Source organism: Ruegeria meonggei, from assembly GCF_042768335.1.
Taxonomy (GTDB): Bacteria; Pseudomonadota; Alphaproteobacteria; order Rhodobacterales; family Rhodobacteraceae; genus Ruegeria; species Ruegeria meonggei.
On sequence record NZ_JAXHBT010000001.1, the window covers coordinates 3,291,191 to 3,317,491 of the forward strand.

Consider the following 26,301-nt stretch of genomic DNA (forward strand, 5'->3'; position numbering starts at 1 on the left):
CTCTGATGCGGTTGCCGCGTTCAATATTTGCTGTGACATTGGCCTTTGCGGCTGCTGGGTGTTCTAACATCGGCCTGCGCCACCTTGAGGCACCGGGGCCGGGCCCCGATGAGTTTGCGGTGATGCCGGTCAAGCCGCTGACGCAGCCGCAGGACTATGGCTTTTTGCCTGCCCCATCGCCGGGTGGGGCGAACCTGACGGATCCCAATCCCAAGGCCGACGCGGTTGTCGCATTGGGTGGAAATGCCGCGGCGCTGACGCCGGGCAATGCGATTCCGTCCTCGGATTCGGCACTTGTTTCCGCGTCCAGTCGCTATGGCGTTACGGCGAATACGCGGCAAGTTGTCGATACTGAGGATGCCGAATTCCGTCGCCGTCAGGGTCGCCTGACACAGCTGCGCCTGTTCAAGGTGGATCGCTATTCACAGGTCTATCGCCGTCAGGCGCTGGATGCCAGTAAGCAAACTCAGGCTGCACGGCGCGCCGGGATCGAGACGCCCTCTGCGCCTCCGGCTGATGAATAATCCTTAACTTTTTGTCATCAGCCTTGAACCTGCGCGGCTCCACCGTAGTTTGAAACCCATAAACGAAACGGAGGACGCCCCATGGTTCGGGCTCTGGCATTGTCTGCCGCCTTGATCGCCGCCACCCCGGTTTTTGCTGCGGATGGTCACGAAGCGGTCACCACATTCACGCTGGACAACGGCATGGACGTTGTTGTGATCGAAGATCACCGCGCGCCGGTCGTGCAACACATGGTCTGGTATCGCGCCGGATCAGCGGACGAGCCGATCGGGTCCTCTGGCGTGGCGCATTTCCTGGAACATCTGCTGTTCAAGGGCACCGATACGCTGGCTCCGGGTGAGTTTTCTGCCACCGTCGCCGCCAATGGCGGCAATGACAACGCGTTTACCTCATACGACTATACCGCCTATTTCCAGCGCGTCGCCGCCGACCGGCTGGAGCTGATGATGCGGATGGAGGCGGACCGGATGCGCAACATTCGCCTGTCTGAAGAGGACATCCTGACCGAACGAGACGTGATCCTTGAGGAACGCAACCAGCGCACCGAAAACAACCCCCGTGCCCTGTTTGGTGAGCAGATGAGTGCAGCGCAGTACCTGAACCACCGCTATGGCGTGCCGATCATCGGCTGGATGCACGAGATGGAAGAACTGGACATGGAGGATGCGCTGTCCTTCTATCAGACCCATTACGCGCCCAATAACGCCATTCTGGTGGTGACCGGGGATGTAGAACCCGACGATGTCAAATCCCTGGCCGAGCAGTATTACGGCGTCATCCCGGCCAATCCGGACCTGCCCGAGCGTGTGCGGTCACAAGAACCGCCGCAAACGGCCGAACGCCGCCTAACCTACAAAGATGCGCGTGTGTCGCAGCCTTATGTGCAGCGCAGCTATCTTGCGCCGGAACGCGATGCCGGAGCGCAGGAAAAGGCCGCCGCCTTGTTCTTGCTGGCCGAGTTGCTGGGCGGCAGCACCACGTCTTACCTGAACGAAAAGCTGCAGTTCGAACAACAGATGGCCGTCTATACCGGTGCCTTCTATCGGGGTGTGTCGTTGGATGATACGACCTTTGATCTGCTGATCGTCCCGGCGCAGGGCGTGTCGCTGCAAGAGGCCGAAGATGCCCTGGATCAAGCCGTGGTCTCGTTTATCGCCGAGGGTGTGAACGAAGACGATCTTGAGCGGATCAAGATGCAGCTGCGCGCCGCGCAGACCTATGCGCGCGACAATGTGGACGGGATCGGCAATCGTTATGGCCGTGCCCTGACCAGTGGCCTGACGGTCGAGGACGTGCAGGCTTGGCCCGATGTCCTGCAGGCCGTGACCAGCGACGAAATCCTGGCCGCCGCGCGCGAAGTGCTGCAACCCGAAACGTCAGTCACTGGCTGGCTGATGCGCGACGATGAGGTGACGCAATGAAACGGATCTTCGCAACCCTGATCGCCTTTGTCATCGCGCTGCCCGCCTGGGCCGAGATTGACATTAAACAGGTCACCTCGCCCGGTGGCATAACAGCCTGGCTGGTCGAGGATCACTCGATTCCCTTCACTGCGCTGGATATGCGCTTTCGGGGCGGCACCTCACTGGATGAACCGGGCAAACGCGGTGCCGTCTATTTGATGAGCGGCCTGATCGAAGAGGGCGCAGGTGATATGGACGCCCGCACCTATGCGCGCGAGCTGGAATCGCTGGCGGCGTCCTTCGGGTACAATGCGTCCGATGACTCGGTGTCTATTTCCGCGCAATTCCTGACTGAAAACCGCGACCAGGTCATTGAACTGCTCCGCACCACGATTCACGAGCCACGTTTTGACCAGGATGCAGTGGACCGTGTGAAGGCGCAGGTTCTGTCTGGCCTGCGCTCGGATCAAACTGACCCAAATGATATTGCCGGGCGCAGTTTTGCGCAGATGGCCTATGGCGATCACCCTTACGGTTCTGAAGGCAAGGGCACGATTGACAGCGTCAGCGCCCTGACCCGCGAAGATGTGGTCACCGCGTATGACAATGTGCTTGCCAAGGATCGACTCTATGTCGGTGCGGTTGGCGATATCACCCCGGAAGAGCTCGGCGCGCTGCTGGACACGCTGTTGGCGGACTTGCCTGATACCGGCAAAGCCATTCCGGACCGGGCAGATGTGACCATTTCCGGCGGTGTCAGCGTTGTCGACTTCGACACCCCGCAATCCGTGGCCCTGTTTGGGCATGCGGGTATTGACCGGGACGATCCCGATTTCTTTGCGGCCTTTGTTCTGAACCACATTCTTGGGGGCGGTGGCTTCGAAAGCCGCCTGATGCAGGAAGTGCGCGAAAAACGTGGCCTGACCTACGGCGTCGCGACCTATCTGGTGCCCAAGGATTTGGCCTCGGTCTATCTGGGGTCCGTGTCCTCGGCCAATGATCGCATCGCCGAAGCGGTCGAGGTGATCCGCAACGAATGGGCGCGCGCTGCATCCGAGGGCGTGACCCAGAAAGAGCTGGACGATGCCAAGACCTATCTGACCGGAGCATATCCGTTGCGGTTTGATGGTAATGGACAGATTGCGGGGATCATGGTCGGGATGCAGATGGATGATCTGCCCATCGACTATATCATCACCCGCAATGACAAGGTGAACGCGGTCACTCTGGAAGACGTGAACCGGGTCGCATCGGAATTGCTGGATCCCGACGGGCTGCACTTTACCATCGTCGGCAAGCCCGAAGGTCTGGACGGCTGAGTTTTATGCGGCTGCAGGGCGTCTCTGCGCCCGCAGCGTGTGCTTGTTACTGCTGAGCAGTTTCTGCCGTGTATGCCGAAAATGTGCGGCTTTCAGCGCGTCGTCGATATGACGGTTGCGCCGTAGCAGGCGGGTCAGGCGGATATTGTCGAACACTAGGCATTTTGTGGGTTCCGTGGCGATGACCGTGGCCGTGGCAGGTAGGCCGAGGCCAAATGTCAGTTCACCCAAAATCTCATCCTCCCCGCATTGATTGATGACCCGGCCGTTTTTCAGAATCGTGGTCCGACCGCTCAGGACAAAGCCCAGAAAGTCGGTTGTCTTGCCTTCCTCGATCAGGATGTCGCCGTTGTCATAGGTCTTGGTCGTGGCGGTGTTCAGTAATTTCCGGGCCTGATGGGGTTTCAGCAATTCCAGGTGCAGGGCGATGAACTGGCGCTCGTCATCGGAAAACCGCACCAGATGTCTGGACAGAAATCCACGCAGCAGGCCCAGGATCGAGATCGAGATGTAAGCCAACTGAATGATTGAACCGGCCAGATTGAACTCTTCCGACATGCTGAACAGAACACAACCAGCGGCGGTTATCACCAGAATTGGGTACAGGGTTCCATTCCCGCGGATGAACCCCATCTGCAACATGAAGTAGCCCAGGATGTACAGACCCGCGCCAAATACGCCGACCATCGTGGCCACCTGAACAACTTCAGGGATTTCAAACGGAAAACTCAACATAACCAGACCCACTCAATACTTTGAATGGGCCTTACGCTGGGGCAGCTGGGTGAAGCTGTATATGAACAGCTTCACAAGTTATGGACATTTATGAATGCGCTTTAACCTGCGCCGCTGATGCTGGGGCCCTACTCGCCGTAGGGCACCCAGATGTTCTTCACCTCGGTTGATGCCTGCAGGAAGTGGCGCAAATGGTCCGAGTACCAGTCCGTGGACCCGCCATTGTTGACCCAGCTCCGCTTCAAGTTTCCGGCAGATGCCGCCTCGATCACTGCTGACAGGTCGGTCGATGAGAAGGACCAGACCGCATCCACGTTCAGATGCGAGGCCAGCGGTTTCGCCAGCTCCGCGTGGCTGCCGGTTAGGATGTTGACCACGCCCGCAGGCACGTCCGAGGTCTCCAGTATCTGATAGAAATCCGTTGCCGCCAGCGGGTAAGGCTCGGATGCCGCCAGCACCACCCGGTTGCCCATCGCAATCGCCGGCGCCATGGCCGAGATCAGCCCCAGTAGCGGCGCCTCATCGGCACAGAGCGCGCCGATGACACCGGTTGGTTCCTTCATCGCAATGGCCACGCCCCGGATCGGGACGCCATGCACATGACCGTCATACTTGTCGGCCCAGGCAGCGGCGGTAAACAGGCGTTGGATCGAAGCCTCGACCTCTTTCGCGCCATCTTTCCGGCCGGTCATGGCGTCGATACGGGTGGCAAATTCATTCGCGCGGGCTGAAAGGTTTTCACCAATGTAGTACAGGATCTGAGCGCGCAGGTGGCCGGTGGTTTTGGACCAGCCCGTGGCACCAGCAGCGGCCTCAACCGCGTTGCGGACATCCTTGCGATTGGCAAGGCCCACGTGACCCAGCAAGCCGGACTTGCCCCAGACCGGTTTCGAATAGCCGCTATCAGGCCGCGCCTGCTTGCCGCCGACATACATTTTGGCGGTGCGGTCAATCGGATCGACTGGCGCACCTTCACCCACGGTCGCTTCGATCTTGGCCAGCGGTTTGGCCTTGCTCTTGGGCTTGGTATAGGCCGTCAGCCCCTCCCAGCCGCCTTCACGACCAAAGCCGCTTTCCCGCACACCGCCAAACCCGGCGGCGGCATCGAACAGGTTGGTGGCATTAACCCAGACCACGCCCGCGACCAGCTTGGGCGCGATATCCAGCGCCAGGTTCACATTCTCGGTCCAGACCGTCGCGGCCAGCCCATAGCGCGTGTTATTGGCCAGCTCGACCGCCTCGGACGGGGTTCGGAAGGTCGAGGACACCAATACCGGGCCAAAGATCTCTTCCTGCATCAGCGGGTCTGAGGTTTCCAACCCCGAGATCAGCGTCGGCGGGTAGAAACAGCCGTTCTCGGGCAGATCGCACGCGGCCTGGTGCATATGCCCGGCGGTGTTGCTGTCGACCATACCCTTGATGGTTTGCAACTGGACCGGGTCCACAACTGCACCCACATCGATACATTTATCCAGCGGATCGCCGATGCGCAGGGTATCCATCCGGGCGCGCAGTTTGTCATGGAAGCGGTCAGCGATGCCCTCCTGCACCAGCAGGCGCGACCCGGCGCAACAGACCTGACCCTGATTGAACCAGATCGCGTCGACTAGCCCTTCGATGGCGGAATCGATATCGGCGTCGTCAAAGACGATATACGCGGATTTCCCGCCCAGCTCTAACGTCAGTTCCTTGCCCGACCCGGCGGTTGCCTCGCGGATACGCCGACCCACGGCGGTCGAGCCGGTAAAGGCGATCTTGTCCACGTCCGAGTTGACAATCATCTCACCCACCGCACCATCGCCGGTGACGATGTTGACGACGCCCTTGGGCAGTCCGGCCTGCGTGCAGATATCGGCAAACAGCAACGCAGTCAGAGAGGTATACTCAGCCGGTTTCAGAACCACCGTGTTGCCCATCGCCAGTGCGGGCGCCACTTTCCAGGCCAGCATCAGCAGCGGGAAGTTCCACGGGATGATCTGACCGCAAACCCCCAGCGCCTGCGCGTCTGGCAGTTCGCTTTCCATCAACTGCGCCATGCCGGCGTGATAGTAGAAATGACGCTGGACCAGAGGGATATCGATATCGCGCGATTCACGGATCGGTTTGCCGTTGTCCAGGCTTTCCAGCACCGCGAACAGGCGCGAGTGCTTTTGCAACAGGCGGGCAATGGCATAAAGACACCGTGCCCGGCCGGCGCCGCCCAGTTTCTCCCACTTCGGCTGCGCCTGGCGCGCGGCGGCTACGGCTGCGTCCACATCCGCTTGTTTGGCTTGTGTCAGCTTGGCCAGAACCTCACCCGTTGCCGGGTTGCGGCTGTCGAACCCCTTGCCGGGATTGGTGAAGGTGCCGTCGATGTAGTGGCCGAACTTGTCGCCCTGATCGACCAGCCATGCCAAGGCTTCAGCGGCGCTTTCGGGGGCGGGGCCATAGTCCATGGTTTCGAAGATTTCTTTGACTGTCATTGTTCTTGTCCTTTTCCCGGGGCTTCGCCCGTTCGGCACTGAAATCGCTCTACCAGAGCGATTTCCGGGCGTGCCTCACCCCATAGAATGACGATAGCCAGCCGAGTAAGCCCCGGTGACATAATGTTCCAGCTGCCGTTCAATATCGCCCAGCAGTGACGAGGCACCAAAGCGGAACAGGTCCGGCTCGAGCCAGCGGTCGCCCAGTTCGTCCTTGATCAGCGACAGATAAACCAACGCATCTTTTGCTTTCGAAATGCCGCCCGCGGGTTTGTAGCCGACACGGTAGCCGGTGCGATCATAATAGTCGCGGATGGCACGGATCATCACGAGGCTAACTGGCAGCGTCGCGTTGACGCTCTCCTTGCCGGTCGAGGTTTTGATGAAATCCACCCCGGCCATCATGCACACCAGTGAGGCGCGGGCGACGTTGCGCAGGCTGCCCAGCTCTCCGGTGGCGAGGATGGCTTTTACATGCGCGTCCCCGCAGGCCGCGCGAAAGGCCTTCATCTCATCATACAAGGCCTGCCAATCCCCGGACAGGACGTGGCGGCGCGAGATGACGATGTCGATCTCTTCGGCGCCCGCTTTGACGCTTTCTTCAATTTCGGCCACGCGCAAGTGAAAGGGCGACAGACCCGCAGGAAATCCGGTGGACACGGCGGCCACCGGAATGCCAGTGCCTTGCAAAGCCTCGACCGCAGTTTCGATCATATCGTGGTACACGCAGACCGCACCAGTCGTAATCGGCGGCATGTCCAGCGCCTGTAACGTGGCGGGTGCTACGGGCTGGCGCGCCTTGGAGCAAAGCCTGCGCACCCGACCCACCGTATCATCCCCTGACAATGTGGTCAGGTCGATCATTGTGACAGCCTTCAGCAGCCAGGCGGCCTGATAGTCCTTTTTGACCGACCGGCGACCGGGCAGGGTGGCGGCGCGGCGCTCAATCGCCGAGGTGTTGGCTTGCACCGCGCGCACCCAGTCCAGATCAAGGTCCATACCGGGGTTTCTGGGCTCGGTCACTTGCGGCAGATGCGCGGTGCGCACGGGGCTTTCTGAGCTCTGCGTTTCCATACTCACGTCCTTTGGGAGGTTTGCGCCAAAATCGCACGGGTCGCGCATAAATGGAAGGCATAGCCGGGAAACGCGCGCAAATTTTTTGACCAAACGGACAAAAATCAACACTTTCTTGCGAATAATTCGCAATAGCGTTGACTTAATTGCGAATGGTTCGCATATTCATTCTCAAGAGACACTCAAATCGGGGTTTGACATAATTCGTCGCAGCTTTATTGCAGCATTGGCATTTGCCGCTGCATTGCCATTGATGGCCTGGGCCGAAGCGCCCCTGAAAGTGGTCGCCACAACCGGCATGATCGCTGATGCGGCGCGTCAGGTCGGCGGCGATCAGGTTGAGGTGAAGGGCCTGATGGGCCCCGGCGTCGATCCGCACGCCTATCGCCAGACGCGCACTGATATCGTGGCCATGACGCGCGCAGATCTGATCCTGTGGCATGGGTTGTATCTGGAAGCACAGATGGAAGATTTTTTCCACGATCTTGGCCGCAAACGCAACGTGGTGGCCGTGGCCGAAGCGGTCGATCCCGCAAAGCTGCGCGCGCATGATGATTATGCCGACAAATACGACCCGCATGTCTGGATGAGCCCGGTCCTGTGGCGCGATGTGGTGGTCGAAGTACAAAAAGCGCTGACCGAGGCCCGCCCCGAAGCCGCTGAAGTCTTTGCTGCCAATACGCAGACCTTTCTTGCCGAGATGGATAAGTTGGAAGCCTACGGTGCGCGGGCACTGGCCGCTGTGCCCGAAGACAACCGCGTGCTGGTCACAGCGCATGATGCCTTTGGGTATTTCGGCGCCGAATACGGCTATGAGGTGCTGGGCATTCAGGGCATCTCGACCCAGTCCGAGGCTGGTCTGAACCGGATCGGCGAACTGGTTGATACGCTGGTGAACAAGCAATTGACGGCGGTGTTCGTGGAAAGCTCGGTATCCGACCGATCGATGCGGGCGCTGATCGAAGGGGCGGCTGCAAAAAGCCATGACGTTGGTGTGGGCGGAGAGCTTTATTCCGATGCCATGGGCGAGCCGGGCACCTATGAGGGTACGTATATCGGGATGCTGGACCATAATATCACGGTCATTGCCGGTGCGCTGGGCGCGGACGTTCCCGGCCGCGGTATGAACGGCAAATTGTCGGCGGGGTTTTGAGATGACGCTGGAGCTGGCTGCAGATCAGGGTGTTTCCGTCGCAGAACGCAGCGTTGAGGACAGCCCGCTTGCCATTCGGGGTCTGACCGTTTCCTACGGACAGAAACCGGCAGTGTTTTCTGTGGATATGACGGTGCAATCGGGTGCAATGACAGCGATCATCGGGCCGAATGGTGCGGGTAAATCCACCCTGCTCAAGGCGGCTCTGGGGATTGTATCACCACTGTCGGGACAGGTTACCGTCTATGGCAAGCCATTGGCAGAGCAACGCGCGCGTATCGCCTATGTGCCGCAGCGCGCCAGCGTGGATTGGGACTTCCCCACCCGTGTGATCGATGTGGTTTTGATGGGCCTGTCACGCCAGTTGGGTCTGTTGGGCCGGGTACGCGCACGGCATATGGCCTCTGCAATGGATTGCCTGCGCCGGGTGGGCATGCGTGATTTTGCGAATCGTCAGATCGGTCAGCTTTCGGGCGGACAACAACAGAGGGTCTTTCTGGCCCGCGCGCTGGCGCAAGATGCGGGCCTCTACCTGCTGGATGAACCGTTCGCCGGGGTTGATGCGGCCACCGAAAAGGCCATCATCGAAGTGCTGAAATCGCTGAGAGAGGGCGGCAAGACTGTCGTGGTCGTGCATCACGATCTGGCCACCGTCACCGATTATTTTGACCATGTGTTCCTGATCAACACTCGCAAAGTGGTCGAAGGGCCCGTGGCCCAAGCCTTTACCGCCGAGACCCTGCAATCCGCTTATGGCGGTCGTCTGGCCACCGCTCAGATCGACCAGATCGCGCGCGCGCTGGGATAACACATGCTTTGGGACGCGCTGACTCTGCAGTTGGGCTATAACGCCACACTGGTCGCCGTTGGCGCGACTTTGCTGGGGGTGTCGGCCGGAGTGACCGGGACCTTTCTGTTTCTGCGTAAACGTGCGCTGGTCAGCGATGCGATCAGCCATGCGACCCTGCCGGGCGTGTGCCTGGCCTTCATGGTGCTGGTCGCGTTTGGTGGGGATGGGCGCAACCTGATTGGGCTGCTGGCCGGGTCGGCAATTTCCGCCTGGTTCGGCCTGTTGTGTATGAACTGGCTGACCCGCCGCACGCGCCTGGCCGAGGACGCAGCCATTGGCGCGATCCTGTCAGTGTTCTTCGGCTTTGGCATCGTTTTGCTGACCGTGATCCAGACCATGGGAGTTGGTCGACAGGCGGGGCTGGAGGGGTTTTTGCTGGGCTCAACCGCGGGGATGCTCTGGGCGGATGCGCTGATCATCGCGATTGGTGGCGCGGCGACGCTGGTTCTGGTGATGATCATCCGGCGTCCGATGACCATGGTAGCGTTTGACCCGGAATATGCCGCAGCCCGAGGTTTGCCGGTGCATCGGATCGATCTGGCGATGATGGGGCTGGTGATGGCGGTCACGGTTGTTGGCCTGAAGATCGTAGGGCTGATCCTGATTGTGGCCTTGCTGATCATCCCGCCGGTCACGGCGCGGTTCTGGACTGATCGGTCGGACCGCGTGGTACTTCTGGCGGGTCTGGCAGGTGGTTTGGCTGGATATCTGGGCGCGGCGCTGTCGGCCTCGGCTCCGAACCTGCCAACTGGCCCGATCATTGTTCTGGTCAGCTTTGCCTTCTTCGCGCTGTCCCTGTTGCTGGCTCCTGTGCGTGGTGTTCTGGCCGCAGTTCTACAGCATTTGAAGTTCCAGCGCCGGGTGCATATCCGTCAGGGTCTGCTGGCACTGGCGCAAGACCAGAAAATTTATGAACCGCTGACCCTGCGCCTGTTGAAGCGGGCCGGTCTGGCCCGTGCTGACGGTGTCGCCACCGAAGCAGGCAAGGCGCGCGCCGCCAAGGCCTTGCGCGACGAAAAGCGGTGGGAGGTGGTGCGCGCCGATCAGGCGCATGAGGCCACAGCCGCGTTGTATGATGGGCTGCGTGACATCGAAACGGTTCTAACCCAGGACCAGATCACCGAGATCGACCGCCTGATTGGCGGCCCACAGGGGGTGCCCTCATGAGCGGTGAGGAATTTGTCCCCCTGTCGTTGACACCTTTGCTGATCGGCACCTTCGCGGCCATCGCCTGCGCGTTGCCCGGCAACTTTCTGGTATTGCGCAAACAGGCCCTGATCGGGGATGCAATCAGCCATGTGGTTTTGCCCGGTATCGTAGTGGCCTTTCTGCTGACCGGCGCGATCTCGACCTGGCCGATGATGCTTGGCGCGGCGGGCGCGGCCGTGGTGGCAGTGGTGATGATCGAGGCGATCCGCCGGTTGGGCCAGATCGAACCGGGCGCAGCGATGGGTGTTGTCTTTACTACCATGTTCGCTGGTGGCGTTCTGTTGCTGGAGCAGACCGATACCTCAACCGTGCATCTGGACGTGGAACATGCGTTGTACGGAAATCTGGAAAGCCTGATCTGGCTGGATGCCGTTGGCTGGTCGTCGCTATGGGACACTGAGGCGCTGGCCGGTTTGCCGCCCGAACTACCCCGGATCGCGCTGACCCTGATCGGGGTAATCCTGTTTATCTGGCTGTTCTGGCGCCCCCTGAAGATCTCGACCTTTGACGAAGGGTTTGCCCGCACGATCGGTATTCGTACCGGCGCACTGGGCATGGCGCTGGTCATCATTGCGGCGATTGCCGCTGTGGCCGCCTTTGACGCAGTCGGTTCGATCATCGTGATTGCCATGTTCATCTGCCCGCCAGCCGCGGCACGGATGATGACAAATCGGCTTGAAACCCAGATCGCCTGGAGCGTGGGCTTTGCCGTCCTGTCCGCCGTCTCTGGCTATGTTCTGGCCGGATACGGCCCTTTGTGGCTGGGCAGCACAGACGCCGTCAGCGCTGCAGGTATGATTGCTACGATGTCTGGTCTGATTCTGGCCTGCGCCGCGGTTTGGGGGCCGTGCCGAAACCGTGCAGGCGCCCCGGGTACGGCTTGACACGGCATGTTCCTGCCACCCCACCCTGCGGCCTGTCGGCTGATCTTTGCCCAGATGAATAAGGCAGTCAGAGTTAATGAACCTCATGCCAGATTTCATGTTAGTTCACCAATCACTGACAGTTAAATGACCACCACTCACTTCCGATCGTTCGAGCAATCGTGACCTTGATCGTCGTCTGATACCACCGGCGCGGCGCGATTGTTCGAACGCCCCCTCTCGTTCAAATTAGAGCCTTCAAACCAGTGGCAGAATTGCGCAAGCTTGTGCTAGGTCTGGTGGTATGGTGCAGGCAAACCCCAATATCAGCGAAAACCGACCGGTAATCCGACAGCTTGACGACGCTGCCATCAACCGCATTGCCGCCGGTGAAGTGGTGGAACGACCGGCCTCGGCTGTGAAGGAGTTGGTGGAAAATGCCATCGATGCCGGGGCGAACCGGATTGCGATCGACATCGCTGACGGCGGCAAGACATTGATTCGCGTGACCGACGATGGCTGCGGAATTTCTGCCGATGATTTGCCCTTGGCGCTGTCCCGTCACGCGACGTCCAAGATCGACGGCTCGGATTTGCTGAATATCCACACCTTCGGCTTTCGCGGTGAGGCGCTGCCCTCGCTGGGTGCGGTTGGGCGGTTGACTATCACCAGTCGCGTTCCGGGTGGCGAAGGGGCTGCGATCCACGTGTCAGGTGGGTCGGTCGAGGCGGTTAAACCCGCCGCCCTGCGCGCGGGCACAGTGGTCGAGCTGCGCGATCTGTTCTTTGCGACGCCAGCGCGGTTGAAATTCATGCGCACCGACCGGGCCGAAGCGCAGGCAATCAACGATACAGTCAAACGTCTGGCCATGGCCGAACCATCCATCACCTTCACGCTGCGCGATGTCTCGGGCGGGGGTGAGGGGCGCGTGACCTTCCGTGCTGACCGCGAGAATGGTGATCTGTTTGACGCGCTACATGCCCGTCTGGCGCGGGTGATCGGGCGCGATTTCGCTGAGAACGCCCTGCAAATCGACGCCACCCGAGATGGGATCCGGCTGTATGGTTATGCGGCCCTACCGACCTATTCCCGAGGGGCGGCTGTAGCGCAGTATCTGTTTGTCAACGGACGGCCTGTCCGGGACAAGATGCTGACCGGCGCGTTGCGGGCGGCGTATTTCGATTTCCTCAGCCGTGACCGACACCCGGCGGCGGCGTTGTTTATCGACTGCGATCCGACTCTGGTGGACGTCAACGTGCATCCCGCGAAATCCGAGGTCCGGTTCCGCGATCCCGGCGTGGCGCGTGGACTGATCGTCTCGGCCTTGCGCCATGCGCTGGCTGAGGCCGGGCACCGGGCCTCTTCGACTGTGGCCAATGCGACGCTGGGGGCGATGCGTCCGGAACCCGCGCAAGCAACACCGGCGCGGGTCTATCAAATGGATCGGCCTTCACCCTCCGCCCGCCAGGCCGCCTATCGTGCGCAAGCGCCGGGCTTTGCCGAGTTGTCGCAGGATTACAGCGGTGCCATCGTTGAACCGACCCCGGTTGCGCCGGTCAAAGACGCGCCCGCGCAGGATTTGCCACTGGGTGCGGCGCGCGGACAGGTGCACGAGAATTACATCATCGCGCAAACCGCCGACGGGATGGTAATCGTCGACCAGCACGCAGCGCATGAGCGGCTGGTTTATGAGAAGCTCAAGACTCAGATGACCGAGAACGGCGTCGCCGCGCAAGCGCTGCTGATCCCCGAGATTGTTGAGCTGTCCGAAGGCGAATGCACCCGCCTGATGGCCGTCGCCGAGGATCTTACGCGCTTTGGCCTGACCATTGAGCGCTTTGGCGGTGGCGCGGTCGCGGTACGTGAAACGCCCGCCATACTGGGTGAGGTCGATGCCCGTGCCATGGTCCTGGATATCCTGGATGAGCTGGCCGATCAGGGCGAAAGCCAGATGGTGCAGGCGCGGATCGAGGCGATCCTGAGCCGGGTGGCCTGCCATGGCTCGATCCGCTCGGGCCGCCGGATGCGGGCTGAGGAAATGAACGCCCTGCTGCGCGAGATGGAGGCAACGCCCCATTCCGGTCAGTGCAACCACGGGCGGCCGACTTACGTCGAGCTAAAGCTGAGCGATATTGAACGTCTGTTCGGACGCAGTTGATCCCGCGCCCTTGCCGGGCTATGAAGAATAAAACAAGAACATCCGAGGCGACATGATCGAGATTGCAGGAACCCAATATGCATTGAATGACCCGGTGATCCTGATCGGCGGCGGGCTGGTGGCCCTGATCCTTTTGCTGTTGTTTCTGTCGCTACGCGCTGCCAATCGCTCGGCCCGCATGGCCGAACCGCTGGCCCGCCAGATGGCGCATTTGGGTCAGCATGTGCAACAGCTGGGACAAGGGCAAGAGCAGATGCGCGGCGGGTTGCAGCATGTCTCGGACACGCAGGCCAATGCGCAGGTACAGGTGATCCAGACGGTTGAATTGCGCCTGTCCTCGGTGCAGCAGCAGATGAACGACCGGCTGGCGGATAATGCGATGAAATCCGCCCGTGCGTTGGCCGAGATGCAGGAACGGATGAAGGAATCGCTGCATGGGTCCTCGAAACAGACTGCGACCTCGCTGACGCAACTGCAGGAACGGCTGGCCGCCATCGACAAGGCGCAGGACAATATCACCAAACTGTCCGGCGATGTGTTGTCACTGCAGGATATCCTGTCGAACAAGCAGACACGTGGCGCCTTTGGTGAAATTCAGCTGAACGATATCGTCTCCAAGGCGCTGCCCTCGGACAGTTTCAAGCTGCAGGCGACGCTGTCGAACGGGCGTCGGGCGGATTGTCTGATCCATCTGCCGAACCCTCCGGGGCCGATTGTGATCGACAGCAAATTCCCGCTGGAGGCCTATGAGGCGCTGATCGGCTCGACCAACGACATGGAGCTGAAAGCAGCCGTGCAGATGTTCCGGACCACGGTGCGCAAGCATATCAACGACATCTCCGAGAAATACATTCTCGATGGTGAAACCGCTGATGGCGCGCTGATGTTCCTACCGTCCGAGGCGGTCTATGCCGAACTGCACGCCAAGTTCCCGGAGCTGGTGCAGGAGAGTTTCAACAAACGTGTCTGGATCGTCTCGCCCACCACCTGCATGGCGACGTTGAACACGATGCGGGCGATCCTGAAGGATGCGCGGATGCGCGAACAGACGGGTGCAATCCGCAAGGAACTGGGCCTGCTGCATAAAGATGTGGATCGTCTGGGCGACCGTGTGTCCAATCTGGACCGGCATTTCGGACAGGCGGCCAAGGATATTTCGGAGATCAAGATCAGCGCCGAAAAGGCCGGACGCCGGGCGCAGCGGCTGGACAATTTCGATTTCGAGGAACTGGCCCCCGACGATCACGCCAATGTGGTGCCGCTTGGTAAATCCGAGGCCTGAGCCTTACTGGATCGACAGATCCAGATTGTAGCCGACCGTCTTGCCGGTGTCCCGATCATTGCCCATCAGATAGACGCGGATCGTGTAATCTCCGTCCTGCGGTAGGTCGATGCGAGCGGTGTTGCCGTTGATCGAGCCAATATAGATCGCCTCTCCATCGCTGCTTGGAGGCAGGATATTGAAATAGATTACCCCGTTGCCATTGGTGTCACTGACCTGAAGTTCGGCAAACAACTCCTGCCCGGACTGTGCGCCGAGCTTATAGTCGAAAAACTCGTTCCCCGTTATTGTCCCGTTGACCATAGTGCCGAAGTTACCCGGTTCAAACATCACGTCAGACACCCTCTGCGCCACGGCGGTTGAGGCAATCAGGCTCAGAACAAGGGCCTGAGATTTTATCATCTTGGTACACTCCACCATTTTGGGGTGTCGGGTCAGCGAAGTACGATCTTGCCCGATGGTTCAGATGCGAAGAAAGGGCTGAAACAGCCGCGGCATCAGTTTGCTGAACTTCAGCGGTGCGTCGGTGACCGCCAGGCATATACAGTCCTCGGTAATATCCGCCGTTGGCGTGTGGTGCAGGTCTTCGTCCGCTATCTCAACGTCACCACGCGCGAAGTGGTCTACTTCATCGGAAAACGCGCCTTGCAGAACCATGGTCAATTCGGTGCCATGATGGCTGTGATCTGGAACCGCCGCGCCTGCCGGGATAAACAGCAACCGTGCACTGGCATCGCGCGTGGTCGGCAAAATGGCCTGTTTTACCCCCATGCCAATGGACCGCCAACGAATGGCGTTCACATCGCCGCCGACGTAATCCCGCAAAGGAGCAGGCAGAACCGAACAGCCGGGGGGAGTTGGTTTGGCAATTGGCGCGCCTTTTGCGATCATCGCCATGGTCGCGGACAAAGAGCCATCACTCATCCCGGCGCTTGCCTCCTGATCCTGCAAAACGCATCCACCAACAGCATCAAAGCTTTCCGCCCGCGCACGGCAGTGGTCACACAGAGACAGATGTGTGGCAACCATCAGATCGAAAGCTTCGGGCAAGCTGCCCGCTGCATAGGCCATCAGCAGGTCGTCCGTGAGGTGATGTTTAATCTTGTTGCTCATCGTCGTCATCTCAGTTCATTGCATGGCGCAGGCGGTCCAGCGCCAGCCGTATACGTGATTTGATCGTACCCAAAGGCAACCCTGTCTGAGATGCAATCTCTCGATGGCTCAGATCTCCGAAGTAGGCCTTCTCGATCAGTTGTCTTTGCGCCTCTGGCAACGCGGTCAAAGCGTCACGCAGCTGCGCGGTTTCTTGTTGCAGTGCTAGAACGTCATCCTGTTCGGGCTCTGCCTTTGGACCCCAACCCAGTTCTTCGGGCTCGGGGCGGCGTTGTTTGCGCAGCACGTCGATGCGCTTGTTTCGGGCGATCGTGAACACCCAAGTGGCCACGGTCGCCCTTGTCGGATCGAACAAATGCGCCTTGTGCCACAAGGTCACCATAACCTCTTGCGCGCATTCTTCGGCCAGCGTTACATCGGATCCCGACTTGATCAGGAACGCTTTGATCCGCGGCGCGAAGTGCTGGAACAGTTCAGCAAAAGCCGCCTGATCCTGCGCATCCCGAATGCGGCTGACGTGGCTCACCCACTCAGTTTTGGTGTCACAACTGTCATCCGCTCTGTTCACCGGCTTGCCCCTGATGCGTCTCTTGGCGCGCCAAGGTTTTGTTGATGACCTTTCGGTCGCCGGTTCATCCAAGGTCACGGTATCGATCTCGGTAAACATAACCACATTACGCGGCGCAACCAAAGCCGGATCACTTTAATTGGCCAATTTGATCCGAACGGCGCTAAGTTTCGTAGTGAATAGTACGGATGGCTGAGGAAAACAGCGCCGTTTGAAAGGTTTACAGGCAGAATGGACAAAACGGGATGAACACGGTCGACCATATCGCAGGTCATACGTTTCACGGGCGAAAGGGCGCGATTGAAAACGCCTTTCGCTATTCGATCGACTATATCCTGCTGGACCCCGAAACCCGTCCGGGGACACCTGCGCTGTTTTCAGTGAACCGGGTCAATATCACAAGCTGGCGCGATCGCGATCACGGAGGCACACCGGGGCAAGGCCGCGGCGCGGTTTGGCTGCGTGAACAGTTCGGCAATCTGGGCGTGACCCAACCGGATCGCATCACCCTGCTGACCCAGCCCCGGGTTATGGGCCATGTGTTCAACCCGGTCAGCTTCTGGTTTTGTTTCGATGCAGAAGACCAGCTTTACGCCGTTGTGTCCGAGGTCACCAACACTTTTGGCACGCGCCACAGCTATTTGTGCCATACTCCCAATTTCGCGCCAATTCAGCCTTCGGACCGTATCGTGGCGACCAAGCTGATGCATGTCTCACCGTTTCAAGAGGTCGAAGGCACCTATACGTTCCGTTTCGACTATCGCCCGGACCGGGTGGGGGTTTGGATCGACTATGGACGTGAAAACGGCGGTCTGATTGCAACACTGACCGGCCCACGTGCACCGCTGACAAACCGCACGATCCTGTGGTCGCTGCTGCGCCGCCCGTTTGGCGCGCGCCGGGCCTTTACCCTGATCCTGTGGCAGGCGCTGAAACTGTGGGTGAAAAAGGCCAGGTTTCGCCCGTTCCGCAAGGCCCCGGTTCCCGACCATCCGGTTTCCCGGATCCGCGACCCTTAAGCGACGCTTGTTTGCGTAAGATCAAAGACTCAAGGCGCGCACAATGCTTGGTGGAGGGTGAAAACCGCGAACACGAGGAGTTGGGTCATGTTGGAAATCTCGGCAAGAAAAATCGCTCAGGTCGCCATGATGGGGCGCGAACTGGGCCGGGCCGAGGGCGAGCTGCGCGCCTTTATCGAGCGCATGGGCGAAGACGAGCAGGCCGAACTGGTCGCCGTCATGTGGGTTGGGCGCGAGAGCTTTTTCCCCGAGGATCTGGCCGAGGCCATCGCCACCGCCAAGTCAGAGGCCTCGACCCCTTGTGCCGACTACCTGATCGGTACACCGCACATGTCGGATCATCTGGAAAACGGTCTGGATGCGCTGGGTATCTCGGCCGAGGATGTCGAGAACGACCTGATGTAGGCGTATTGGCAACAGTTTCCGTCTGTCTGGCCCGAAAGGTGGACTTGACTAAAACGATATGGAAGCACTGAGGCGATTTAAGCCTCAGGTTGATTGCAATGAGTTTCAATTCTCCTATTCAGACCATGAACCGCAGCGTCCCGGTTGTTCGGATCGCCGCGCTTGTGGTGATCATGATTACGGCGGCAATGGTGTACGTCCGGCACCAGAACCAAATTTTGCTGAACGCCTGTGCAAACGGGATCGATGACCCCGAAGCCGCGCTTGTGGCCTGTACCGAGGCCCAATCGGCAATGGTGGTGCCGATCCCGCAGCATGTTTCCCTGATCCATCGTCATCGCATGCGCGCCTACATGTTATTGGGGGATGCCGAGGGGGTCTTGCGCGAGGTTGATCTTGCCATTGCGGCAGATCCAACAAGCGAAGTGCCGTGGCAGTGGAAAGCGTGGTATTTCGCCCGCGCCGAAAACTATCAGGCTGCGATGGTTGCGATTGAGGCAGCGTTGAAGATCGCGCCAGAGAATGACTATTCCATTCAAATGAAAAGAAAACTGTTACTGGCTATGGGTTCAGTTGACGAAGTAAATGGATAATTCGCGTATCTCACGGCGACTTACCCAGACCGAAAATGGATATCTAAAGCCTAGTGGACGTACATTGATGAAGAAATTCAATATGCGTCAGCGGTCAAGGTGCTCACCGAAGCCCTAAGACGCGATCCGCTGAACGAGAACTAATTAAGTTACTATTATGGGACATGTCTTTGGACTGGGTCAGAATGCCCGCCCCTGTTTCCCGAGAGGCGCACATCCTATCCGGAACTAAGCTGCTATGATGCCCTTGAACTCATGGGGGAACACTTTGATTAACTTAGGGACAAACTGCTTGAAGCCGGTTTGCGGACTGTAGGTGAGCTCTATGAGCAAGAAAAAGAGTGGAGCAAGTACGATATTCAAGCTTTGCATTTAGGGCAAACCGCGGCGCTGCAGGGAGATCCTTCGAAATCTGCTGAACGCTTAATTGTCGTAAACCGTGTGTTCGATTGTATCTTCCCCGAAAAATACATCTATCCGCTCTATATTGCGCAGCCAGGGGATGACCTAGAAAAAAGGGTTCAGGCAAACATGTTTACGCCCGAACTGCGCCGAAACTTGGTTGATCTGGCATATGTACATTTGAACTGATTGCCCAATCCCACACTTCTCAGCCGATATTAACCAACCTTAATCTGCCTTTCCTGCGGTGTTAACGCAGGCCTCCTTATTTTGAGATGTGACCAACAACGCAACTCGGATTTTATGGAGGAAGAAATGGGATATGCACAGACAGTCACCCCGCAGAAAGGTCTCTTTTTCGGTTTGTTTTCCGACTATGCCGAAGCCCGGGTCGAACATTTTCGCCGCAGGATTTACGGCAAAACCGTTCACCACCTCGAAGCGTTGAGTGACAAACAACTGAACGACATCGGTGTTCCTCGGGCCGAAATCAAAGATCGCGCATATCAGAGCGCTTATCACCAACAGCCCTACCAGTAACCCAAGCGCCGATCAGCGCCTATCGAAACGGAGGATAAAATGCTGGATTCACAACCAACTTATGACGTCTCGAACACTGCCAGTGCGGTGTTGCTTTTTGATCGTGCGATGCGTGTTCAGTCGGTTAGATCCGATATTGTGCGTGCCGCGCAAGAGCTGGGGCGCTTGTCCGATCAACAGCTGGCGGAGATTGGGATCAATCGCATCGATATCGACAACACGATCGAGCGCTTTATCTGAGCGCATGCAACTCAAGACAAATAAAGCCATTCCGACCAGACGGAATGGCTTCATTTGCATCTTGCATCAAGCTCTAAGCTGTCGCGCCTGCATCGTTGGATACCGTTTTTTCAAGGTGGTAGACGGCGAGAATTCGCTGCAGAAAGACCGCGCTATAGTTGATTTATTTTCTAAGAGGCGGGCTTCTGAGTGGAAATACTGTAAGGCTGTTGGCCGTTTGCCTGATCTTGGGCTTTTTTGCTGTTTTAAAAGCAGCAGCGAAACGCGCTGATCACAGAGTTGACGGAAGGGTGCCGGGCGCGTGAAACCGATCCAGAAAAAGCTATTGAGAACTGCACCCGTCTTTTGGGCCTTGGCGGCTTTGATCCGGCCATCCTGATAAGCTGCTGCCCCCGTTTAGACCCCCCGGCTGGAGGTTTACCAGCGGTCTGGGCTCAAGGCGCTTGTATGTGCTGTTCATAAGCGTCATCCGAGGGTGGTTTCCAACAGGGGCCTTTGCGGCGGAGCTATTCACGTAGGATCAGGTATGTCACCGGATCAAGCCTCTCAATTCCTCATTCATCACCGGGCCTTTGAATGTGTGAATGATGCCCGGTTTGTCTCTTTTGAAGAGGCTGGAAAAGAAGCGGAACTGAAACGCATGAGCGAGTATCTTTTTGGACCAGAACGGAGCTGGAGTCTCGTCGATCTGGCGCAGGCCGTCTTGAACTGAAGACACCGCCCCAGTTGTGGGCGGTGCCAGCCGTTTACTTCATTTGATCCACGATCTGCAGGTGCTGCGCCAAGGTATCGATCTCGGCCATCCAGCTTTGCACCAGTTTCGGATCGCGGGGCGCGGCGTGAACACCCACGGCGATGGCGCGGTTCAGGACCGCTTCGACCGCCAGCGACACCGGGATTGAGACAAGCCGCGCCATGGCGGTGCCGCGCGCGTCACCCCAGGCGTCCATGACATAGGTCTTGTGCCAAACCGCAATGCCATCCTTCTCGGCCTTGAGGCCCACGCACAGCACCACGCGGTCGGGCTCGCCCTTGTCATAGGCGTTTTCGTCCCAGAACTGGTCCGACATTTCTTTCAGGCGCGCATCGCCTTCGGGGCCGGACAGGGTTTCGATTTCCCGGAACACATCAGCCCACGCATCAGCCCATCCGTTCAGGCGCAGGGTTCCGCGGACGAATTCGCGCACCGGCCAGTGCTTTTCGAACTGGTACTCTTCCATGAACGGGATCGAGTCGCGGTTCGGATAGACTTCAAAACTTTCGGGTGTTGGCAGTGGTGCGATATAGCTGGTGATTGCGTCCCAGGGGCGGGCGACGTCCAGTGGCGCGTAGTCGCGGATCGATTTCGAAGGCGAGCGCAGGGCTTTCAGCACGCCCAGAGGGGACCAGCTGAACTTATACCGAAACGGGTTGGGGTTCTTGGGGATGCCGCCACAGTAAGAAATAAAGCTCAGGTGGTTCTGCGCATCAAACGCGCTTGAGGCGCGGTAATCGTCGATCAGCGCATGCGCCATGAGGTGGTCGATGCCCGGGTCAAGTCCGACCTCGTTGACCAACGCAACACCGGCCGCACGTGCCTTGTCGTCCAGCGCGCGCATCTCGGGCGCGATATACGAGGACGAGACAAAGTGCGCTTTGTGCGCGATTGCCAGCTCTGCCAGCGGTACGTGCCAATCGCCGGGCAGCATAGATACAATTACATCGCCCTGTTCCAACACGCCGCCCAAAGCGTCGATGTCAAAGGCGCGGATGTCTTCGGTCAGGTCGCCGATTTCGGCTTTGGCCTTGTCGATGGTCCGGTTCCAGACGGTGACTTTGTGCCCGCCCTCGATCAGGCGGCGCAGGCCGGGGATGGCCGACAGGCCGGTGCCACACCAATGGATGGTCATGCGTAAGCTCCTTTGAGGCTGTTCAGCCGAATTTCAGTTTGGCGATCACGATCGCGCTGACAAGCAGGATCGATATCACATTGCCCAGGATCAGTGGCCATGCCGCGATCATCACCCCATAGGCCAGCCACAGGGTCAGCGTGGTCAGGATCAACAGGTTCGCGGGCAGGGACAGGTCTTTGGTCTCGCGGGTGCGCCAGGTTTTCAGGGTCTGGGGCAGCCAACATACAGTGCCAAGCACTGCGGCTGCGCCTCCGATCAGGTGTTCCATGCGTGCGCTTCCCTAGACATGGGTGAGGAACGTATCGCGGGCCCGCGCCCAGACACCGGATTCAATATCCGTCAGGGTCAGCAGCGATGGTAAAAGCTGCGCGGCATAATCATCCGAGCTTTCTACCGGCAGCATCGAAGGCAGGTTGTCGATAGCAATCACATCCAGAACTGGATCACTGGCGACGCGCAGGGCAGGTTGATCCCAGGTGGTGGCACGATCATAGACAGGCACTGGGTTGTAATCACTGTCCGGGTCACAGGCGACATCGCCGATGGCAGACAGCGCGCGCGGAGCATTCAGCGCCTCGTGCGGGACAAAGACGGGCGTGCCGGGGCGGGCAAAAATGCAGTTCAGGAACAGGTCATGGTCTAGGATCTCAGGGAAAGGCCCGCCGCTGGCGGTCTCGGCCATATCCCATTTGGTGACAGCGACACCCATCGCCTTGCACAGATCCGCAGCGCCGGCGCCGACGCGGCCCAGGGCACCGATGACGATGGCGCGGGGGCGGGTCGCGCCGGTGGCGTCCAGTTCCGCAAGCAGTTCGGCGTTCAGGGTGTCTTTGCCCGGGTACACGCCAACCGGTGGGCAGGCTTCGTCCCGTTGCTGCGCGGCCCAGGTTTTCAGCGTGACCGCAGCCCCGGCATAGCCCGCCCAATAGCCAAAGGCGGCAACACGTCGACCGAGTTCGTCCACCAAGTATTCCAGATCATAAAGCGTGCCGCCTCCGGCCTTGAACCGCTGCAACAGCGCGCGCCCGGAGTACTGACCCTTATAGGCGTGGCCGAACATGATGTGGCAATGGGGCAGGGGCGTGTCGTCCTCGGGCAGTTCCTTGAGGCCGAAGATGATCGCATCCAGCGGGGCCTTGGGCCATGAATGCTCTGGTGCGATCTCACAACCAGCGCCCTTGTAGCCGTCAATCTGGATGGCCCGCACCGAGCTTTCCTCGACCGTCACGCGAATACCTGCGGCGATTAGCGCGGCGGCCCCTTCGGGGGTCAGACCAACCCGTTCTTCGTTCGGGCGCTGCTCGGCCCGGACCCAGAGATGTGTCATGTTTATCCTTTTGTCACAGCATACCGGCGGCCCGCACCGCCTGAACAGATGGACGTGCCTCCATCGCCTCGCGAAAGGCGAGAATTTTGGGAAAGGCCGAGACATCGACGCCGTCCGCTTCCAGCCAGCTGCAGACCACATACAGATAGGCATCAGCCAGCGACACGGCCTCACCCAGAACAAACGGCCCGCGCAGCCCGTTGGTGCAGATGTAATCGCAGGACGCGGTCATTGTCTGCGCAACCTTGTTTGTCATATCTTTCCAGCTGGATTTCTTGTCGGCCCAGCGGTGGCCGCGCAATTTATGCGCGTGGTTCACATGCATGGTTGAGGCCAGGTAGAACATGACCTCGCGCATTCGGCATGCCATCACAGGATCAGCGGGCACCAGCCCGGCCTCGGGGGCCTTGGCAGCAACATATTCCAGCAGCGCGCCGGTTTCGGTCAGAACGCCGCCGTCAACGGCCAGGGCCGGAACGCGGCCCTTGGGGTTGATCTGTTTATAGGCGGGTTTGGTTTGCTCGCCCCCGGCAAAGTCCAGCTTGATCGCCTCATAGTCCAGCCCGGCTTCTTCCAAGGCAATGGCAACTGCGACCGAGATTGTGCGGGGGGCATAGTAAAGCTGCATCAGGGGTCTCCGGGGTTACAGATGTGTCTGCGCAAATTGCCGGTCTGGTGCCTCAAGATGCGGAACGGCGTTGAACAGCACCGGGCTCAGCTGCGGTCCAATTGGGTGCAAACGATGCATTGACGTGTTCATGATGGCAAGGGCCACGCGCGACATCGAGGGGATATCCAGCCCCATAGCCTGCCGCACCACCATCGAAATCAACCCGCCGGACGTCACCACAATCGCGGGTCCACCATCGGTTCCGATGTCTTGCAGGGCGGCGGATACGCGGGTTTCGAATTGCTCGAACGTCTCGGGGGTATTGTCGATCTCACCCCGGGCCCATGCGGCAAAGGTCTGGGGCAGGTGGTCCACAAACCCTTCGCGGTCGGTCGGGATTGTCACCGCATGTTGTTCCTCGAACAGCTTGGCGATGGTGAAATACTCAATCTCGTTCAGCCGCGGATCGCAGATGGGGTCAGGCAGACCCATGCTGGAGGCGGTTTCCCTATGGCGGATCAGAGTGCCACAAAAGACCCGTGGATAATGGGTGCGCGTAAACTGCAGATGCGCGCCCAACCAGCGCGCCTGCTGGTGACCCAGATCGCTGAGCTTGTCATAGCTTTCCTCATCACGCGCCTCGGTGTTGGCCTGGCCGTGACGAACCAGTGTAATATGTGACATGGCGGCCCCTCTCGGGCGAAGTCTTAGGGCAGGTTGCAGGCCGGGACCAGAGGGGTTGGGCCGACATCTGGCAAAAACCTGCGCGGCGAAGGGCTTGAACCCCGTGACAGTGTTCCGCATTTCACAAACTAGAGTGTTGCGTGAGGGAAAATAGTTTCCTATCAGAAACGCAACTGTGGCATGCGGGTGTATACCTTGTTTGCAAGTCTTGCTGTGGCAGCCTGACAAAGATCAGTGTTCGACGCCTGTTGTCTTGCGGTATGGTCGTGGGAAGCTGGCCGGAAAACTACTTTGACGCAGGGTGGATAATGTGCGGTATTCTTTAACAACGGCTTTTGAAAGGTCTGTGACATGACTGACGCTATTAAACGCACCCCTTTGCATTCGTTGCATGTTGAATTGGGTGGTAAGCTGGTTGATTTTGCGGGCTGGGAGATGCCTGTTCAGTATCCTTTGGGGATCATGGGTGAGCATGCGCAGTGTCGTGAGAAGGCGGCATTGTTTGACGTGAGCCATATGGGTCAGGTGATCCTGCGCGGTGAGAATGTGGGCGAGAAGCTTGAGGCGATCTGCCCGCAGGCTTATGCGACGCTGAAGCCCGGCAAGGCGCGGTACGGGTTTTTCACCAACGTGGATGGCGGGATCATGGATGACCTGATCGTGTCGAACGCGGGTGATCATTATTTTGTGGTGGTGAACGCGGCGCTGCGGCATCAGGACATCCCGCATATGCGCGCCAATCTGGACGGGGTTGAGGTGATTGAGATCTTCGACCGGGCGCTGGTTGCGGTTCAGGGCCCTGCGGCGGAAAACGTGGTGGGCGATCTGTGCCCTGCGGCACGCGACATGACGTTCATGGAAACCATTGTGGCGCCGATCCTGGGCGTGGACTGCCGCATCTCGCGGCTGGGCTATACCGGCGAGGACGGGTACGAGATCTCGATCCCCGAGGACAAGGCCATCGAAGTTTCTAAAGCCTTCCTGGCGCATGAGGATTGCGAAGCGGCCGGTCTGGGCGCGCGCGACAGCCTGCGGCTGGAGGCGGGCCTGTGCCTGTATGGCAATGACATCGACCAGAGCACCTCGCCGATTGAGGCCAGCCTCGCCTGGGCCATTCAAAAGCGCCGCAAGGAAGAGGGCGGCTTTCCGGGCGCCGACCGCATCCAAAAAGAACTCACCGAAGGCCCCGCCAAAAAGCTGGTCGGCATCAAACCGACAGGCCGCGCACCTGCGCGTCAGGGCGTCGAGATCCAGGGCAGCGATGGCACCACGATTGGCCAGATCACCTCGGGCGGGTTTGGCCCCACGGTCGGTGGACCGGTGGCGATGGGCTATGTCGCTGCCGGTCACGGTGAACCCGGGGAACAGGTGAACCTGATCATCCGGGGCAAGCCGCAACCGGCGCAGATCGTGGCGCTGCCCTTTGTTACCCAGAATTACAAGCGTTGAAGTCAGGAGAGAGACACCATGGCAACCTATTATTCCGAAGAGCATGAATGGCTGACCGTCGAGGGCGACACCGCCACGCTGGGCATCACCAAACATGCCGCCGAGCAGCTGGGCGATGTGGTCTTCGTCGAACAGCAGGAAGCAGGCGACGAGTTCGAAAAAGGCGGTGAGATCGGCGTGATCGAATCCGTCAAGGCGGCCTCCGAGCTTTATGCCCCGGTGGACGGCGAGATCGTAGAAGTGAACGAGGCGCTGGCCGACAATCCCGGCTCGCTGAACGACGACCCCGAAGGCGCGGCCTGGATCTACAAGATCAAGATCACGGACGCGGCGCAGCTGGAAGATCTGATGGATCTGGACGGCTACAAGGCCCTGATCGGCTGATCTTTGGCCGGGTCCCTGCGCGGACCCGCCGTTTCAACTGCG

Annotated in this window: 29 protein-coding genes; 18 read left to right on the forward strand and 11 right to left on the reverse strand. The window is 59.3% G+C overall.

Translation table 11 applies throughout. The features are described from left to right. Window positions 1-5: 5 nt before the first annotated feature. The 3 genes from SJY13_RS16275 (at window position 6) to SJY13_RS16285 (ending at window position 3,247) form a co-directional block, all read left to right on the forward strand. Window positions 6-524, forward strand: a complete 519-nt coding sequence (locus SJY13_RS16275; RefSeq protein ID WP_085822718.1) for a DUF3035 domain-containing protein — start codon at window positions 6-8, stop codon at window positions 522-524. 81 nt (window positions 525-605) lie between these two features. Beyond that, window positions 606-1,946, forward strand: a complete 1,341-nt coding sequence (locus SJY13_RS16280; RefSeq protein WP_377192307.1) for a M16 family metallopeptidase — start codon at window positions 606-608, stop codon at window positions 1,944-1,946. Next, window positions 1,943-3,247, forward strand: coding sequence for a M16 family metallopeptidase (locus SJY13_RS16285; RefSeq protein ID WP_085822720.1), 1,305 nt, complete (start codon window positions 1,943-1,945; stop codon window positions 3,245-3,247). The genes SJY13_RS16280 and SJY13_RS16285 overlap by 4 nt, the downstream gene beginning before the upstream one ends. 3 nt (window positions 3,248-3,250) lie before the next feature. Here SJY13_RS16285 and SJY13_RS16290 read toward each other — a convergent pair whose 3' ends face one another. The 3 genes from SJY13_RS16290 to deoC all read right to left on the reverse strand — a co-directional run bounded on the left by SJY13_RS16290 (window position 3,251) and on the right by deoC (window position 7,518). Further along, entirely contained in the window at window positions 3,251-3,982 is a 732-nt protein-coding gene (locus tag SJY13_RS16290; RefSeq protein WP_377192309.1) for a cyclic nucleotide-binding domain-containing protein, read from the reverse strand. 128 nt (window positions 3,983-4,110) lie between these two features. Next, entirely contained in the window at window positions 4,111-6,444 is a 2,334-nt protein-coding gene (locus SJY13_RS16295; RefSeq protein ID WP_377192311.1) for an aldehyde dehydrogenase family protein, read from the reverse strand. Window positions 6,445-6,519: 75 nt separating this feature from the next. Further along, on the reverse strand, window positions 6,520-7,518 hold the full coding sequence (gene deoC, locus SJY13_RS16300) for a deoxyribose-phosphate aldolase (RefSeq protein ID WP_377192313.1): 999 nt from the start codon (window positions 7,516-7,518) through the stop codon (window positions 6,520-6,522). Between the two features lie 253 nt (window positions 7,519-7,771). Here deoC and SJY13_RS16305 point away from each other — a divergent pair, with 253 nt between their 5' ends. From SJY13_RS16305 to SJY13_RS16330, 6 genes are all read left to right on the forward strand, one after another. After that, a complete protein-coding gene (locus tag SJY13_RS16305) occupies window positions 7,772-8,671 on the forward strand; it encodes a metal ABC transporter solute-binding protein, Zn/Mn family (protein ID WP_377193688.1) in 900 nt (299 codons plus the stop codon). A gap of 1 nt (window position 8,672) precedes the next feature. Next, window positions 8,673-9,479, forward strand: coding sequence for a metal ABC transporter ATP-binding protein (locus SJY13_RS16310; protein WP_377192315.1), 807 nt, complete (start codon window positions 8,673-8,675; stop codon window positions 9,477-9,479). A 3-nt stretch (window positions 9,480-9,482) separates the two neighbouring features. After that, window positions 9,483-10,688 carry a metal ABC transporter permease gene (locus tag SJY13_RS16315; protein WP_377192317.1) on the forward strand — a complete coding sequence of 402 codons (1,206 nt, stop codon included), beginning with the start codon at window positions 9,483-9,485 and terminating at the stop codon, window positions 10,686-10,688. Next, a complete protein-coding gene (locus tag SJY13_RS16320; protein ID WP_085822728.1) occupies window positions 10,685-11,614 on the forward strand; it encodes a metal ABC transporter permease in 930 nt (309 codons plus the stop codon). Before SJY13_RS16315 ends, SJY13_RS16320 begins: the two co-directional genes overlap by 4 nt. A 283-nt stretch (window positions 11,615-11,897) precedes the next feature. Further along, window positions 11,898-13,751 (forward strand): DNA mismatch repair endonuclease MutL, encoded by a 1,854-nt coding sequence (gene mutL, locus SJY13_RS16325; RefSeq protein ID WP_377192319.1) that lies wholly within the window; start codon window positions 11,898-11,900, stop codon window positions 13,749-13,751. Between the two features lie 52 nt (window positions 13,752-13,803). Continuing rightward, entirely contained in the window at window positions 13,804-15,033 is a 1,230-nt protein-coding gene (locus tag SJY13_RS16330; protein WP_377192321.1) for a DNA recombination protein RmuC, read from the forward strand. A gap of 3 nt (window positions 15,034-15,036) precedes the next feature. Here the strand turns inward: SJY13_RS16330 and SJY13_RS16335 are convergent, their stop codons facing one another. The 3 genes from SJY13_RS16335 to SJY13_RS16345 are packed head-to-tail and all read right to left on the reverse strand — an operon-like array spanning window position 15,037 to window position 16,813. After that, window positions 15,037-15,435, reverse strand: a complete 399-nt coding sequence (locus tag SJY13_RS16335; protein WP_377192323.1) for a hypothetical protein — start codon at window positions 15,433-15,435, stop codon at window positions 15,037-15,039. A 60-nt stretch (window positions 15,436-15,495) separates the two neighbouring features. Continuing rightward, window positions 15,496-16,146 carry a ChrR family anti-sigma-E factor gene (locus tag SJY13_RS16340; protein ID WP_377192325.1) on the reverse strand — a complete coding sequence of 217 codons (651 nt, stop codon included), beginning with the start codon at window positions 16,144-16,146 and terminating at the stop codon, window positions 15,496-15,498. A gap of 10 nt (window positions 16,147-16,156) precedes the next feature. Continuing rightward, window positions 16,157-16,813, reverse strand: a complete 657-nt coding sequence (locus SJY13_RS16345) for a sigma-70 family RNA polymerase sigma factor (RefSeq protein ID WP_377192327.1) — start codon at window positions 16,811-16,813, stop codon at window positions 16,157-16,159. 146 nt (window positions 16,814-16,959) lie between these two features. Between SJY13_RS16345 and SJY13_RS16350 the strand changes: the two genes are divergently transcribed. From SJY13_RS16350 to SJY13_RS16380, 7 genes are all read left to right on the forward strand, one after another. Continuing rightward, window positions 16,960-17,733 carry a DUF1365 domain-containing protein gene (locus SJY13_RS16350; protein WP_377192329.1) on the forward strand — a complete coding sequence of 258 codons (774 nt, stop codon included), beginning with the start codon at window positions 16,960-16,962 and terminating at the stop codon, window positions 17,731-17,733. An 87-nt stretch (window positions 17,734-17,820) separates the two neighbouring features. Next, a complete protein-coding gene (locus SJY13_RS16355) occupies window positions 17,821-18,138 on the forward strand; it encodes a DUF3775 domain-containing protein (RefSeq protein ID WP_085822734.1) in 318 nt (105 codons plus the stop codon). A gap of 125 nt (window positions 18,139-18,263) precedes the next feature. After that, window positions 18,264-18,731, forward strand: a complete 468-nt coding sequence (locus tag SJY13_RS16360; protein ID WP_377192331.1) for a tetratricopeptide repeat protein — start codon at window positions 18,264-18,266, stop codon at window positions 18,729-18,731. A 303-nt stretch (window positions 18,732-19,034) separates the two neighbouring features. Continuing rightward, entirely contained in the window at window positions 19,035-19,322 is a 288-nt protein-coding gene (locus tag SJY13_RS16365; RefSeq protein ID WP_377192333.1) for a hypothetical protein, read from the forward strand. A gap of 126 nt (window positions 19,323-19,448) precedes the next feature. Beyond that, the gene (locus tag SJY13_RS16370) at window positions 19,449-19,673 is read left to right on the forward strand and encodes a DUF1127 domain-containing protein (RefSeq protein WP_377192335.1); all 225 of its coding nucleotides are present in this window, start codon (window positions 19,449-19,451) and stop codon (window positions 19,671-19,673) included. Between the two features lie 39 nt (window positions 19,674-19,712). Continuing rightward, window positions 19,713-19,913, forward strand: coding sequence for a hypothetical protein (locus SJY13_RS16375; RefSeq protein WP_377192337.1), 201 nt, complete (start codon window positions 19,713-19,715; stop codon window positions 19,911-19,913). A gap of 526 nt (window positions 19,914-20,439) precedes the next feature. Continuing rightward, the gene (locus SJY13_RS16380; protein ID WP_377192339.1) at window positions 20,440-20,625 is read left to right on the forward strand and encodes a hypothetical protein; all 186 of its coding nucleotides are present in this window, start codon (window positions 20,440-20,442) and stop codon (window positions 20,623-20,625) included. Between the two features lie 34 nt (window positions 20,626-20,659). On the opposite strand, the gene SJY13_RS16385 is transcribed toward SJY13_RS16380, so the two are convergent. From SJY13_RS16385 to SJY13_RS16405, 5 genes are read right to left on the reverse strand one after another with little or no spacing between them, the layout of a single operon-like run. Further along, on the reverse strand, window positions 20,660-21,802 hold the full coding sequence (locus tag SJY13_RS16385; RefSeq protein WP_377192341.1) for a saccharopine dehydrogenase family protein: 1,143 nt from the start codon (window positions 21,800-21,802) through the stop codon (window positions 20,660-20,662). 22 nt (window positions 21,803-21,824) lie between these two features. After that, window positions 21,825-22,073 carry a SemiSWEET family sugar transporter gene (locus SJY13_RS16390; RefSeq protein WP_085822741.1) on the reverse strand — a complete coding sequence of 83 codons (249 nt, stop codon included), beginning with the start codon at window positions 22,071-22,073 and terminating at the stop codon, window positions 21,825-21,827. A gap of 12 nt (window positions 22,074-22,085) precedes the next feature. After that, entirely contained in the window at window positions 22,086-23,132 is a 1,047-nt protein-coding gene (locus tag SJY13_RS16395) for a saccharopine dehydrogenase (protein WP_377192343.1), read from the reverse strand. A gap of 13 nt (window positions 23,133-23,145) precedes the next feature. Next, window positions 23,146-23,760 (reverse strand): glutathione S-transferase family protein, encoded by a 615-nt coding sequence (locus SJY13_RS16400; RefSeq protein WP_377192345.1) that lies wholly within the window; start codon window positions 23,758-23,760, stop codon window positions 23,146-23,148. A 15-nt stretch (window positions 23,761-23,775) separates the two neighbouring features. Further along, window positions 23,776-24,426: a histidine phosphatase family protein gene (locus SJY13_RS16405; RefSeq protein ID WP_377192347.1), complete on the reverse strand. Its 651-nt coding sequence runs from the start codon at window positions 24,424-24,426 to the stop codon at window positions 23,776-23,778. 351 nt (window positions 24,427-24,777) lie between these two features. Between SJY13_RS16405 and gcvT the strand changes: the two genes are divergently transcribed. Both gcvT and gcvH read left to right on the forward strand, forming a co-directional pair. Then, window positions 24,778-25,875: a glycine cleavage system aminomethyltransferase GcvT gene (gene gcvT / locus SJY13_RS16410; protein WP_377192349.1), complete on the forward strand. Its 1,098-nt coding sequence runs from the start codon at window positions 24,778-24,780 to the stop codon at window positions 25,873-25,875. 18 nt (window positions 25,876-25,893) lie between these two features. Continuing rightward, window positions 25,894-26,259 (forward strand): glycine cleavage system protein GcvH, encoded by a 366-nt coding sequence (gcvH, locus tag SJY13_RS16415; RefSeq protein WP_085824926.1) that lies wholly within the window; start codon window positions 25,894-25,896, stop codon window positions 26,257-26,259. Window positions 26,260-26,301: the final 42 nt, after the last annotated feature.